Source organism: Siphonobacter sp. BAB-5385, from assembly GCF_002261125.1.
Taxonomy (GTDB): domain Bacteria; phylum Bacteroidota; class Bacteroidia; order Cytophagales; family Spirosomataceae; genus Siphonobacter.
On the sequence record NZ_NMPS01000089.1, the window covers coordinates 26192 to 39870 of the forward strand.

Below are 13679 nucleotides of genomic sequence, written 5' to 3' on the forward strand. Positions count from 1 at the left end.
GGAACAATTGATTTACAGGGAATAAAAAAGCTCTACACCAAAAAACAGGGTCGGCTGACTCCGTTGTACAGGATATCGCCGGACGATGTCGTAGTAAGTGGGTTTACTGGAGAAGACGTTATTGACGTAGAAAGCGAAGCCACTGCCCCGCTTCCATTCTTTGGTCAATCGGAAGTTGAATAACCAGAGCGGAGGACGCGTCTGCCACGATAGTTCGGCAGGATTAACGCCCCGGCGTAAGGAGGCGTATTCGGTGGAAGTAGCCTGTTGCCGGGTTAGTAAGACCTGCTGACCGGTTGTAGTCAGGTAGCCCGAGGCCAGACTGTCCCGCTGCGTATAGCGGTTTTTCTCCAGCCATACCGTTTGCACCAGAGCCGAGGCAACGAGTTGCAGCGAAGGAATGCGGTAGATGAGCCGAAGACTCGTATTGAGCCGTTCACCAACCGAAACATTCGGCTGATACATCGGAATGCGGTCCTGCCGCTGACTGCTGAACATGGCCCGGTCGCTGTCGGGCATGAGTCCGTTGGTCCCGCTCGTGGTCCGAATCCAGGCTCCGGTGAGGTTGAGTGACGTGCGTTGATTCGCACTTAGATTACGCTCCCAGGTAAACTCAAGGCCTTGATTCCGAATGAATACATCCGCCTGCGGACGGTCGTAGGGAGCCATGAAGGTTTCGTACGCGTAGGGTTCTGTTGCAAGAACGGGCGGTGCACCCCCAGGCATAGACTGGGCTTCGTAACGGCCGTACAATAAGGGCATCAAATCCCGGGCGATCCGGAAGGCATGGCCCGTGGTTTCCCGAAAATACGTGAGTTGCAGTTGTTGCCGGGGGCGATTCCAGTCGAAGCCCACTTCCCATTTTTTGGTCTGGAAAGCCTTCAAAGAACGCGTGTCCGGAACAATCTTCCGGGTCGTTAAAACCACCAGCCGTTCCGCTGGATTCGTCGCGAAATAATTAAAGTTAACCAGATCGAAATAAGTAGGATTAGGGTAGAGGTAGGAAAGCGTAGGAGCTTTGCTCATGTGGCCATACCCGGCCCGCAGAAACCCTTTAGGAATGATTTCCAGGCTGGTATTCAGACGGGGAGCCCACGAAGGTTGCCAGAACCGCTGACCCGTTTGTACAACCGAAACCTGATCCAGTCGGACCCCCGCCTGAATAATCCAGCTTCGGTTGCGTAGGGGAATAGAGAACTGATCTTCCAGATAAGCCGACCATTGATGCAGAGCAGGAATTTCGGCGTACGAACGGGGTCGGTCTCCCATGCTGTAGTTTTGCCGGGGTGGTGTGCGAACATCAAACTGACGGCCCAAACCTCGATTGACTTCCGTTCGCCATTCACTACCCACTACAGGTTTATGCGTCAGTGAACCCGTTTTTAAAAACCAGCTGCTTTCAATTCTTCCGTATACATTGACAGGCCTTCCGTCTACGTGCGTCTGATTGAGGTATTCACTTTTTCCGTATTCGCCTACCTGAGTCGTATCCGTTAGAGCGGTACTCAAGGGAAAAACATCCCGCGTGACCAGATTTTGATAGAAACCCACCTGTCGGGACCGGGAATACCCCAGGGTATAGCTGAGGGAACGCAGGGTCTGGTTCAAGGGTCGCCAGCTTCCCTGAAGATTGATACGAATGGCCTGATCCCTGGCGTATTGTTCCTGAAAAGGATCCTGGGCATCCGGGTTTTTGCGGAGCTGATCCAGCGTGGTGGTATAAATCAGGCGGAGGGTATTGCTGATGGTTCCGTCGGTTCGGGTAGCCGTAAGCTGATTGCTCCAGCGACTGAACCGATCCAGAAAATCACGGGGGTCACTTCGGGAAAAGGCCAGATCCGTATCCAGACTAAGGGTAGCCAATCGACCCGCCCGAACGCCGTACCCAACCGAAGTCTGCGACAGACTGGGATTAAGCTTCTGCGTGATTCGGGGTTTATACACACCCGCTCGCGTGGTAACGAGTAGCCCGCCCGTAGTCAGATCACCAAAGCGTACGGAAGGAATGCCGCGAATCACTTCTACGCTTTCAATGTGATCGGCGGGTATTTGGCGGAGATCGTTACCCCGACCGGCAGCTGAGGCAAACGGGGGCTGGGTTCCGGGAGCGGCGTTTAGAATCGTTACGTCCGTTTGCAGGTTTGCATTATTGGAAAGGGGGACTCCATCTAGGATCAGAGCCGTACCCAAGGCATTCATACGGTCGGCAGCGGCATTGGTAGCCACCTGGCGGAGCAGACTTTGCTGCACAGTATTTAAATCAGGATTGCCAGCCAGTTGGCCGGGAATGAGCTGCAGAATGTCGGCTAAACTGACGGGTTGTACGTGCTGAATAGCCTGCCGTCCGATGTTTGACCCTGAACCCAGCGAAAGCTCCTGAGCAGAAACCCGTACTTCCTTTAAAGACAGACTTGTGGGCTGTAGACGAAATACGATGGATGTCTGAATCGAAGAAACCCACTGCTGAGCTGGTTCGTAGCCCAGAAGACGGGCCGTGAGAAGCGTCGAGTCCCCGGCATTGCCGACGATCTGAAACTGGCCTTCCCGGGTCGTAAGCGTGGTATGATGGAAAGCGGGGTTTTGCAGGACGACCCCCTCCAGTGGCTGTTGCGTTTCAGCATCAATGACTACGCCTTTAACAATAGATTTCGGCGTTTGAGCAAACGTTGCCCAACTGACACAAACCCCCAGGAAACCGGATAAGTAACGATGCATCATACTTCTGAAGCCACTTCTGAACGAATTAAAGGCTCAAAAGTAAATCATATTTGCAACATTGTTGCATTTAATGTTCATATTTGCATCATTGTTGCAAATATGAACCCCTAACATTTTTGTTATCATGAAAAAATTACCCGTTACCGTCTTAAGTGGCTTTCTGGGAGCAGGAAAAACCAGTTTACTTAATTACCTGCTGCACCATCGGCATGGGTTGAAAGTAGCCGTGATTGTGAACGACATGAGCGAAGTAAACGTCGATGCTCAAACGGTTCAGTCTCAGAATGTACTGTCAAGAACCGAGGAGCGACTCGTTGAAATGTCTAATGGTTGCATCTGCTGTACGCTCCGGGAGGATCTGATGATTGAGGTTGAAAAGCTGGCCAAAGAAAACCGCTTTGATTACCTACTCATTGAATCGACGGGTATCTCGGAGCCTTTGCCCGTCGCCCAGACCTTTAGTTACGTAGACGAACAAATGGGTATTGATCTATCCAAATACAGTCGCCTGGACACGCTCGTGACCGTAGTGGATGCGTTCAATTTTGGGCGAGACTTTGGCTCGATTGACACCGTTCGTAGCCGTAAACTCAATGCGGACGATCCCGCAGATACGCGAACCATCGTTAACCTGTTAACGGATCAGATTGAATTTGCCAACGTTATTATTCTTAATAAAAGCGATCTGGTTACGCCGGAACAACTGGGGGAACTCAAAGCAATTCTTCATCAACTAAACCCCAAAGCTAAAATTCTGGAATCGAGCTTCGGACACGTAGAGCCGCAACAGATTCTGAACACGGGTCTTTTCAATTTTGACGAAGCTTCTGAATCGGAGAGCTGGCTGGCCGAGCTGGAAAAAGGTCATCATACCCCCGAAACGGAGGAGTACGGCATTAGCTCTTTTGTTTTTCGGGATTCGCGGCCCCTGCATCCCGAACGTTTCTGGAACTACATTTCCGAAGACTGGCCCGCGGGTGTCATCCGTTCCAAGGGATTATTCTGGCTGGCTTCCCGGCCCAATAAAGCCTTAAGCTGGGGACAGGCTGGAGGTTCTCTACGGGCCGAACCCGCAGGAACCTGGTGGGCGGCCATCCCGGAAAAAGAACGGCTGTATTATCCAGCGTATCTGGAAAATGAGTTGCTGATCCGCAAACGATGGCATCCGCAGTTTGGCGACCGCATGAACGAACTGGTCATCATCGGTCAGGACTTGCCTAAAGAACAGATAATCAGCGAACTGGAGGCGTGTTTGTGTACGCCCGCGGAAATCCGTCAAATGGAGTCGGGGGTTCGTTTCCGGGATCGTTTTCCGAAATGGGAAGATTAGTCATAAGCAAGAGGACGAGTTACTTCACAAAGAGGAAACTCGTCTTCCTGTATTTCCGTCCATGGCTGGATACGCTCCGGTTTACCCTGCAATCAGACTCTGCCTAAAACTTCATTCAGCGTCTATGCTTTCCACAAAAGAGCTTTTGATAGAAAAAGGACTTCGGCCTACCCCAAATCGGCAGGTTGTGCTGAACTGCTTTACCCAGTCAGGTCAGGGGCTGTCCCATACGGATCTGGTCAGGCAAGTAGGTTCAACCATGGATCGCGTTAGTGTATACCGCTGTTTACAGGATTTGCAGGAAGCCGGACTATTGCATGTTCTCAAGGACGGTAAAGGCATCCGTATTTACCTACGTCCTACGGAGCCTGAGGTATCTCATGTACATCCGCATTTTAAATGCAAAAAATGCCAGCAAATCAGCTGTTTGCCGGAACTGCCCGCCAGTTATCTGCAATGCGTTAATACCTGCGAAATAGATACCATTCAGTTTTTCATTGAAGGCACTTGTCAGCATTGCCGTCAAAAGTAGAAATAGTATTCAGTTGATAAATCCATTTAAAGTAAATTCCATGAAATGAAATAGCTATGGGAATTGGTAGAGATGCGGGTGAATGAATTTTTATGCTCTTTTTGAGAAGAGGCAATCAACGATCAAGAAGCTGCGTTCAGTTTTTCAAAGCATCAACTTTGTAGAAAATCGTGGTTCATTTTTAAAAAAAAGTTGATGCTAATGTTTACTTTCATTAATTAGGAAATAATGGATTATTTATGAGAGATTTCTTCTGATGGCCATGTTGCTAGTAGTAGTGTGGGGAGCATTTGAAGCTATTTAAACGTAGAAGATGACCGTCAGGATCATGTGCTGGATAAGCAAATGATCCTAACAATTTATCCTGAAGGTATAAGCACAAACAGGGTAGATGAATTTTATGCTATACGAAGCATCGTACGAAGATACGTTAGCGATAAACTATTTTAAAGCTAATAAGCATACTAACATCATTATAAAGACTTGGATGGTTTTCAGTAGCAAGACCATGCAAAAGTTTATAAATAGTATTGAGACTGGTAGAAAGAAAAATAGATTTCAAAATTGCACCTATGAGTTTGTAAATCAAGAAGGTACAGCTAAAGTCAGGTATGGCAATAAGCCAAAGGTCTTTTCATTGGAAGTCAATGGGCTGTAACTTTTACCAACGACCCTTATATAAATTGGTGTATATTGCCACCTGATCCCAACCTTTTTATGAGAAGAATCCTTACGCTTATACCTTTGTTTATGCTGGTGTTTTTGATCTCCTGCAGCAAAGAAAGATTCAATGGCAGCCTATCCCTGAGTTTCTATCCTATAGCTAACAGCCTTAAGTCAGATAGTTTCTATTGGTACTTATATCCAGCCGAAAACTACAAGAATATACCCTATCTGGAGAAAGGTTATTTAGGAGACCTAAAAACAGACGGGAATGGTAGAGTAAGCCTGATTATTAAAAATCTCAAACCGGATAATTACGTATTCACCTATCATTACAATGAAACCATCAAAGCGTTTACGGTTCAGGCTCTGAGTGGTCAACGTAAGCGTTACGTACTCCAAAACTAGAGGGTAGTTTATGCTGGCTTCTACGTACGTGCATTCATAAAACTCTAGGTACGATTTTGGGGTTTCTCCTTCCACTCAGAAACACGCTGTATGAAGCCAATGACAAGAAACACGCTCCAAAGGGAGTGAATGATCGTAGTTTCTGTATCAATACCACTTATGTATAGGAGAGTCAGTACGACCAAACAGGCTAAGGAAATGGCTTTAGCCTTAGGTGATAAAAATACATCTATTATAGGCATCTGATCGATCATTTAAGTGAGTTTATTGAAATCAGTAAGGCAATGCGTATTGAATATCCCTATCCCTTTTACTCCCTATCCATCAGGCGATTAAGCTTTCCAGCTACTTTACGCATAAAATGACTTTTAGGGTTTATGCTGCTGCCAGTGCTTGAGTTCTTCTTCAATGAAATGGGTTACCAGGTTTCGATAAAGCCCTTCAATCACATCGGGGTTTAATCCCTGTTCCTGAGCCCATTGTCTACGTTGAGTCAGCATAGCGGCAAAGCGTTCGGGAGCCCGCACCGCCGTCTCATCCGTTTTAAACTGGGCGGCCGCTTTGATATACTCAAATCGTAACGCCCATCGATCAATGACTTCCTGATCGAGTCGATCGATGGCCGTTCGAATATCGGTCATGTTTTGACAGTCTTTGGGGTGTTTCAGGGGCTGCTCCATAAATAACTTGTAGGCAATACAATCTAAAAAGTAAATCGAAATAGATTTAGAAAGAATGTACTTCGATCCGGGTAAAAGTTTATTTTGCTACCATACGGCTAGTGGCAGCCTCGATCAGGGATAGGACTTCCTTGTAGGCTGTCCGTACCTCTAAGGGTTCCGCATGGGTAGTGATGAAGAGTTTGCAGGACATGTCCGCCGTGCAAGTTACCATACTAATACAATTAACGTTAACCATACAAGGCATCTGATCGGCGGCACTGATCACTTGAATAAAAACGGGATTCATACTTGAGTAGATTAAATTACCTTCAACATTACAAAAAAATCAGATGAGCTACTAATGGCACCGGTAGATAGAGCACGAAGACTTTACAAATCAAAATAGAACTTACTACAAACTATTTCCAGTGTACAGGAGTGTTAGAGCTTTATTCATTACTGATCGCTCAAAGAATTGGCGGGGCTCTGTAAACAGCCTGATCCAAAAGCTTATCCATGTTTACGGATAGTCTTTCGTACGGAAGATTCCTGCTGTCAGGGTAAAGGTTTTTAGAGCGATAACTAACGTCATGCTGTCTACCGCAGAACCTGAAGTCTTTAGGTATTCCGCATGAAAAGAATGAAGCACCTTTAAAACTTTATCGACCCTGTGGTAGATTGTGTCGGTATGGTTTTCAACATTTCAGCCGACTTTACATTAAGCGTATTCCGTCTGCACCGTAGAATAATCATAAGTACTAAATTCTTGTCTTAACTTTGAGACCTTACATTAACACCTCCTTTGTTCGGCCTAATCAGTATGTATATACCTTTATCTCTTTTAATCAATCAAAAAATGAAGAGGATAGTATTCCCCAGGGGTATACTTTTCTATGTGTGGGTTTATCTGTTAGTCGTAGGAAACGTTTCGGTACTTTCGGCACAAAGGGTTCAGAAACAACCAGATCATACTGGCGAATTCAAACCAGTAGAACCGATTACGAAAAAGAATCCAATTCACAAGAGTACATCGGCTTCCATGCAGATGGTCATTGTACCCGATACGGCTCGGCCTTCTACCCACGCCACTGTTATTGTATCGCTTGGGCCAGACGTTGCTCTTAAAAATGGTTCTGTCTTTTTATTTGTTAAAAAAGATATTGGTATTTATCTCAATAGTAAAGCTATTGATCCGGTTAGCCGTACGATTCGAATTCCTGTAGCTGGTTTGAGAGCTGATACTGAATATACCTTTAGCTGCGGTTTCCAAAATAATTGCATGGGAGACCTACCCATCACAATGCCTTACAAGACGCCTGCCGCCTCCAGACACGTGCAAAAAGTTTTGTTAATTCTGGATGAGGAATACCAGGGCGATCAGCAAATAAAGGAAGCAGTAGCTCGCTATCAGCAGGATGCTTTACGGGCTAATGGCCGTTTAGTTTTTGAAGAGTTCTATCTCTCCAAAAATCCAGTTGAGAAAGAAGTGCTTTACGAGAAAATCAAGAAAGACTTTTACAGTAAAACCGCTCCCCTTGAATACCTGTTCTTCATAGGGCAAAATGCTAACGCAAAGTTTGTAACGGAATTATATGATCCTACTACCAATCAACGAACCCTCGCTGATTCAGGATATTCACTATCGATCTACACTAAAGTAACCGCTCAGGATTATCTGTATGACAGACAGAGAGAAGGGTTTGTTAATCGCAGGTACACCTGTGGCGATGGGCCTGCTATTCAAAATCGATTAACTAGCTCAATCGACTATTCTTACATGTGTGACCTTTCCTTTGGTGCCCTGGTACCTACCCGGGAAGAAGAGGGGAAAAGCTACATTCTGAATTACTTCAACAAGCTTCATCGATTCAAACAAGGGGAAATCAAGTTTGATAGACGCGTATTGTCTGCCGATACCTTTTATGATGATTCCAAGCTGTCTGAACAATTAACAGAATTAAATGCGAGATGGAAAGAAGTGGATACCGTAGCCGTAAGTCATGTCAAAGATGTAAATTATCATGGCGAGGATCTGACATGGATACGAAGCTATAACCAAAAACTAACTAAAAAGTCCTATGAATTAGTTTTACTTCAAGGGCATGGCAGTGAGACGTATCATTATTTGGGAATCAACGCGAACAGCGTCCGGAGTTACGAGCAACTTAACTCCATGATGTTTTTCTTTTTTTCCTGCCGGGTAGCCGGGGTGCAGGTGAGGGATTATCTGGCTGGGACCTATCTCAATACGGGCAATACACTCTTTGTAAATGCTTATTCCGTTAATCTCTTTCAAATAGGAGAGGCCAATCAATCCGTTTTCCCACGCTTGTTTCAACCTGGTGAGGTATTCAATCGCCTTAGTAAAGGGGAGTATGTAAGTGATGCGATTCGTACAACCAACAGCTACATCTCTTCTTTATACTTACTGGGAGATCCATTGCTTCAGCTCGATCCCCCGGTCGTTACTGCCATCGAGAGCCCTGAGCAGGAAGCTTTATGGGTATCGCCTAATCCAACGAACGGAAGCTTTTACGTGAAGTGGCCCCAGACCTGGGAAACGGCCCACCTGGATATCTTTGATCCGGTAGGTAGACGCGTACATCAACAATCATTTGTACGTCAGCATTCGGAGCGTTTGACTTTGTCCTTGGCCCGGGGCCTGTACATATTGAAAGTAAGTCAGGGTTCGCAAACACTCTCCACGCGAATTTATATTCACTAGAGTCTGGTACTGGCATAGGTTTCATCAGGAATGACCGTATATTGACGAAGAGCAATATGATCAGTTAAGCAAAAAAGCTGCCTTCCAAAGGCAGCTTTTTTGAATTAGGGATAACGTGGCTTATCAATATCGGGTTTGTCTTCGTTTCGATTGGGATGTCTCACTTTGACCGAGGGGTCCAGCTCGTCGCCATCCGTGTATTCTTCGTCAATTCGATCCGTCGCCGGAGCATCTTTTAAAGGTACTTCGCTTGACACTCCACTAAGCCCATCAACGGAAGTATCAGTCAGTCCATTCGGACTGGCGGCCTTCTTGGCATTAATCTCGTCCTGTTTCATAGCAGTATACGTTTAAATGATTATGGCTGTACTTGCAAAAAATAGCGTGCTTGGGGTATTCCGTCCGCTAGTTGAGTAGCTCGTTCGTCAGGTAGCCCCGTTACTGGTTGTAAAGAGGCGAGCGAAAAGATTCGCTTTTTCAATAAAATTTATAGGTGTATCTATACTTTCAGAAGAAGCCTTGACGTTAGATAAGTACTAAGATCGAAAAGTGGCGGCTTTGAAGATCTGGGTTCTAAACGCCTGTCCTGTGGGACCAGGCCGTTTGTATGAAGAAGCCTTTGAAAAAAAGTACAAAAGCTTGCTGTCAACTAAAATATTTTTTAGATTTGAGTATGCTTCTCTGCTTCGTGCAGAGAGGCTTTAACAAATGGTTCACTAACCCTCCTGACTCTCTGTTTGCAACCAGATTAGGAAAGAGAAAGCCCTGCCTAATGGAGGGCTTTCTCTTTTTATGTATGTGCTAACATGGACTAATCGCTTTGTGATAAATGGATAAGGTACTGAATAACAATACTCGCACTGGCAGAATTCTGCTCAGATAGTACCAGTAAACCGGTAAATTTCTCCATTGATCGATCTTTGGGCAGAGGTATCCTTTTGATGGGCAACTTTGTGCCACTGAATCAGTTGAATAAGTGGCGGCTTTGACAACTGAGGATGTTGAATATGCAGGCCCGTTCGTGACGACGAACAGGCCTTTTTTGTGATAAATTTTTCTGAAAATGATTTCGGTGTTCTAAGATAAACGATTTTTAATAAGGCTTAATTAGCAATCAATCGGCTGTAATTAAGAACTTAACCTGCCTGATTCAGTGCTTATGAATTTATCATCTGTTAATAAATTTCCTCATCGATTTTTTTGCCAAACTCATGCTGTTCATCGATTTAATTAAATTTTTTAAATCCTGATTTCTTATTGGACTGATTTATCAATTGCTGAGGTAAACGAATGCTGAAATTGCTTAACGCCAGGCATACAAAATCCCTTTATGAAATTTTTCATTTCAGATTATATGATTTAATGAGCTGATATACAGGATCAGGAGAATCCGAATTTATCGTCCTGATGGTCAGGTTCGAGGGCAGTAGTAAGGCTGTTTGCTATCGATTGATACGTTTCTTTTACAACTAAATAATGACTGGTTTCCAGATAAATTCCAGTCGTATCGTTCGTAATTTCTTCGAACGCGACAATAGCTGACGCTTTAATCTGAACTTCCTGATTGTATTTTTGAGTAATAAATTTGATGAATTTCATGATCTTTAGCTGGTTTTAATGCGTGTAATGTACGAAATTCGTATTCGTGTATATTGGCTAACCTCAGCGTCGGAATTTGAACGTTAAAGCTGTAAAAATGGTATTGTTCAAGTAGCTACAAAAGCATAAAAAATCGTTCTAAAGCCGAATCAGGTTTAGACGTAAATACGGGAAAAGTTGAGTTTTAGCACAACGGTTTCTACGCTGTTTCTCTCAAAGCATTACTAATTATGTTAACCGCCGAACAGAAAAGAAAGCTAATCGAAGCGTTAGCGATCATTGGGAATGAACCCATCCACGAAAACTTTGTCCATCAGCATTATGGGCAATCAACGCAACGCATTGATCGCCTCAAACAGAAAATTGAAAATGTGGCTCAGGTCGAATCCGTACGATTTTGGGCTCGTCACATCAACGCTGCCGAGGGATTGGAACAAACCATCGACCGCATCAAAGTGGTGGGGGATTTAACCTGTTCAGTAGCGTATGCCGTAGCGGCGTCCCTCAGGCAGGATGCGGCGTATGATCAATGGAATACCCTGGATGAAGAAGGTCTGACCGTATTTTGTAGCGAAGTAATACGCTCCGTTTCCATTCGTAGTTTTATCAATAACGCTTTGTAGTGTTACGACATGGGCAGGGGAGGTGTGGCAGGCAAGTTCACACGGAAAGTAGTTCCCTGGTCAGGTATGCTGGATACCGTGATGCTGCCTTGATGGTTTTCGGCCACTTTTCGGCAGACGGCCAGTCCAATACCCGTTCCTTCGTATTTTTCCTTTGAATGCAGGCGTTGAAACATCTGGAAGATGCGATCCTGATAAGTCGGTTCAAACCCAATACCGCTATCCGAAATTTCAATCCAGTGATACCGGCGAACGAAACCATTGAAAGTTTCTATGGCTTCTTCGGCCGCCTCGCTGCCGCTAATTCTAATGTGATTGATTCGGTCACTGGCCCCAAATTTCAGGGCATTCGTTAGAAAATTTTGCAGGAGTTGCTTTAACTGTGAAGCATTGCCCCACACGATTGGTAGTGGTCCCACGTCTAATTGCACATTTGCCTGGCGAATGGATTCTTCCAAATCCTCCAGTACTTCGCCCACCAGTTTACTAAGGGATACCTCAGCCATGGGGATTTCTTTTTGCGTGAGCGAGGAAAATACCAGCAGGTCGCTGATAAGCGTCGACATCCGGCTGGCTGAAGCATGAATCCGGTCCAGCGTACTAACACCCTTACTGCTAAGTTGTTTGGCATCAGAATTGTACAGCAGGGTAATAAACGACTGAATTTTGCGGAGCGGTTCCTGCAAATCGTGGCTTGCTACAAAAGCAAATTGCCGCAGGTTTTCGTTCGAATGTTCCAGTTCCAGATTGCTCAGTCGCAGAGCTTCGGTACGTTGCTGCACGAGACGTTCCAGCTCCTGTTTCACCAGTTTCTGGTTGGTAATATCCTGAGCCGTACCCGTCAATGCATATGCAACGCCATCTTCATCCATCAGTGTACGGGCCTGAGCGTGAACGATGCGTTGCTGTCCCGTGGTGCGATGAACGATCGTAAATTCTTCGTTGCAAGGTTCAGAATAACCGGCCTCAATGGCCCGGTTCAGACTAGTGCCAACGTGCTCAAGGTCTTTTCGGTGAATACGCAGTAGGATGGACTCAAGGTTCGAAACTGGCTCCATACCCAGCCAGTCGCTGATCCGATCGGAAAGGCTAAGGGTTCTATCCCGCAGATCAAGATGCCAGGTGCCGAGTTCGGCGGTGTCAATGGCAAGGCGAAGGTTCGCTTCCGCATCGGCAATCTTTTGCCGGGCCAGTACCCGCTCGGTGATATCAACGGCCATGTGCAAAATAGACCAAACTTCTCCCCGTTCATTTTTCAACGGTTTATACGTAAACTTAAACCAGTACGGACGAAGCCGATCACCATCGTATAGTTCGGCCCGTTCTTCCTGAGTTTCGTACGGTATACCCGTCCGATAGACCTCCTTTAGGATCGCCTCAAAGGGCTGGCCTTTCAGTTCGGGTAAGGCGTCACCAAGCTTTTTGCCGATAACGGAAGAGTCCTTACTCCACATCCGTAACAACGCATCATTCGCCATTTCGATACGAATATCTTCGGTTACATACAAACCAATAGCAAAAGGTGCCTGCCAGATGAGGTTATAAAAGTGATCCTGGCTAATTTCCAGTTTTTGCTGCGTAATCACTCGATCCGTAATGTCCAGTACGGCTCCCACGTATCCTTTAAAGATCCCGTTTGAATCGTAATGTGGATTGCCTGAACAGTCCACCCAGCGAATGGACCCATCGAGGTGCTTGATTCGAAATTCGCTCCGGTGTGGCCGACGGGCCTGAAAATCCCCCTGAAATACGCGGGCCGCCTGTTCGCGATCTTCCATAACGATGGCATCCAGCCATCCCAAACCCAGGTGGCTATCTAAATCACGCCCGGTCCAGTCGGCCCATTTTTTGCTGGTATACGTCGTATAGCCCTGTTGATCTGACATCCACAGAGCAACGGGTACGGCCTGCGTAATGCTCGTAAAGATGCTGGCATTATCCTGAAGAATGTGTCGGGTATAAACTTCTTCGGTTACATCCCGCACAATGCCGGCAAATCGATACAAACGGTTTTCCTCATCAAAATAGGCTTTACCTTTGCCATCCAGCCAGCGTTGTTTGCCATCGATAATCGTCCGAAATTGTACGTCACAGGTACGGTTATGCGGTGATTGGATGGCCGCCCGAATCGCTTGTCGCAACAGGACATGATCATCGGGATGAATATGCCTGATTACCTCCGTGTAGGTCACAGTACTCTCATTCGGGAAGCCGAACAGTTCCTGACAAAGACCATCCCAGTGAATGGTCTGTCGTAACATATTCCAATCCCAGGTGCCTACGCCAGCTGCTTCAAGTGCGTAGCGGTAATGTTCGCCCTGTTCGTGGAGCTGGTGAAGGGTAGAAGGGTTGAGTTGTTCATCCCTGATATCTGATGTAGAACTGAAAGGCATGTACTGATCTGGCGTATGGTAACTGT

At 46.0% G+C, this 13679-nt stretch carries 10 protein-coding genes; 5 read left to right on the plus strand and 5 right to left on the minus strand.

The features are described 5' to 3' along the window. Window positions 1-12 precede the first annotated feature (12 nt). Window positions 13-2718, minus strand: coding sequence for a TonB-dependent receptor (locus tag BWI93_RS08740; protein ID WP_094810289.1), 2706 nt, complete (start codon window positions 2716-2718; stop codon window positions 13-15). 124 nt (window positions 2719-2842) lie between these two features. On the opposite strand from BWI93_RS08740, the gene BWI93_RS08745 reads away from it, so the two are divergent. The 3 genes from BWI93_RS08745 (at window position 2843) to BWI93_RS08760 (ending at window position 5651) form a co-directional block, all read left to right on the plus strand. Continuing rightward, window positions 2843-4048, plus strand: coding sequence for a GTP-binding protein (locus BWI93_RS08745; RefSeq protein ID WP_094810291.1), 1206 nt, complete (start codon window positions 2843-2845; stop codon window positions 4046-4048). A 124-nt stretch (window positions 4049-4172) separates the two neighbouring features. Next, window positions 4173-4580, plus strand: coding sequence for a Fur family transcriptional regulator (locus BWI93_RS08750; RefSeq protein WP_158242661.1), 408 nt, complete (start codon window positions 4173-4175; stop codon window positions 4578-4580). A 717-nt stretch (window positions 4581-5297) separates the two neighbouring features. Then, window positions 5298-5651 (plus strand): hypothetical protein, encoded by a 354-nt coding sequence (locus tag BWI93_RS08760; RefSeq protein ID WP_141217399.1) that lies wholly within the window; start codon window positions 5298-5300, stop codon window positions 5649-5651. A gap of 368 nt (window positions 5652-6019) precedes the next feature. On the opposite strand, the gene BWI93_RS08770 is transcribed toward BWI93_RS08760, so the two are convergent. After that, on the minus strand, window positions 6020-6331 hold the full coding sequence (locus tag BWI93_RS08770; RefSeq protein ID WP_094810301.1) for an isochorismate lyase: 312 nt from the start codon (window positions 6329-6331) through the stop codon (window positions 6020-6022). Window positions 6332-7133: 802 nt separating this feature from the next. Here BWI93_RS08770 and BWI93_RS08780 point away from each other — a divergent pair. Further along, window positions 7134-9038 carry a T9SS type A sorting domain-containing protein gene (locus tag BWI93_RS08780; protein ID WP_094810305.1) on the plus strand — a complete coding sequence of 635 codons (1905 nt, stop codon included), beginning with the start codon at window positions 7134-7136 and terminating at the stop codon, window positions 9036-9038. Window positions 9039-9142: 104 nt separating this feature from the next. Here BWI93_RS08780 and BWI93_RS08785 read toward each other — a convergent pair whose 3' ends face one another. Further along, window positions 9143-9376 carry a hypothetical protein gene (locus BWI93_RS08785; protein WP_094810307.1) on the minus strand — a complete coding sequence of 78 codons (234 nt, stop codon included), beginning with the start codon at window positions 9374-9376 and terminating at the stop codon, window positions 9143-9145. A gap of 1042 nt (window positions 9377-10418) precedes the next feature. Continuing rightward, window positions 10419-10637 carry a hypothetical protein gene (locus tag BWI93_RS08790; protein WP_094810309.1) on the minus strand — a complete coding sequence of 73 codons (219 nt, stop codon included), beginning with the start codon at window positions 10635-10637 and terminating at the stop codon, window positions 10419-10421. A gap of 230 nt (window positions 10638-10867) precedes the next feature. Here BWI93_RS08790 and BWI93_RS08795 point away from each other — a divergent pair, with 230 nt between their 5' ends. Further along, window positions 10868-11260 (plus strand): hypothetical protein, encoded by a 393-nt coding sequence (locus BWI93_RS08795; protein ID WP_094810311.1) that lies wholly within the window; start codon window positions 10868-10870, stop codon window positions 11258-11260. 2 nt (window positions 11261-11262) lie between these two features. Here BWI93_RS08795 and BWI93_RS08800 read toward each other — a convergent pair whose 3' ends face one another. After that, window positions 11263-13653, minus strand: coding sequence for a PAS domain S-box protein (locus BWI93_RS08800; RefSeq protein WP_176454176.1), 2391 nt, complete (start codon window positions 13651-13653; stop codon window positions 11263-11265). Window positions 13654-13679 lie beyond the last annotated feature (26 nt).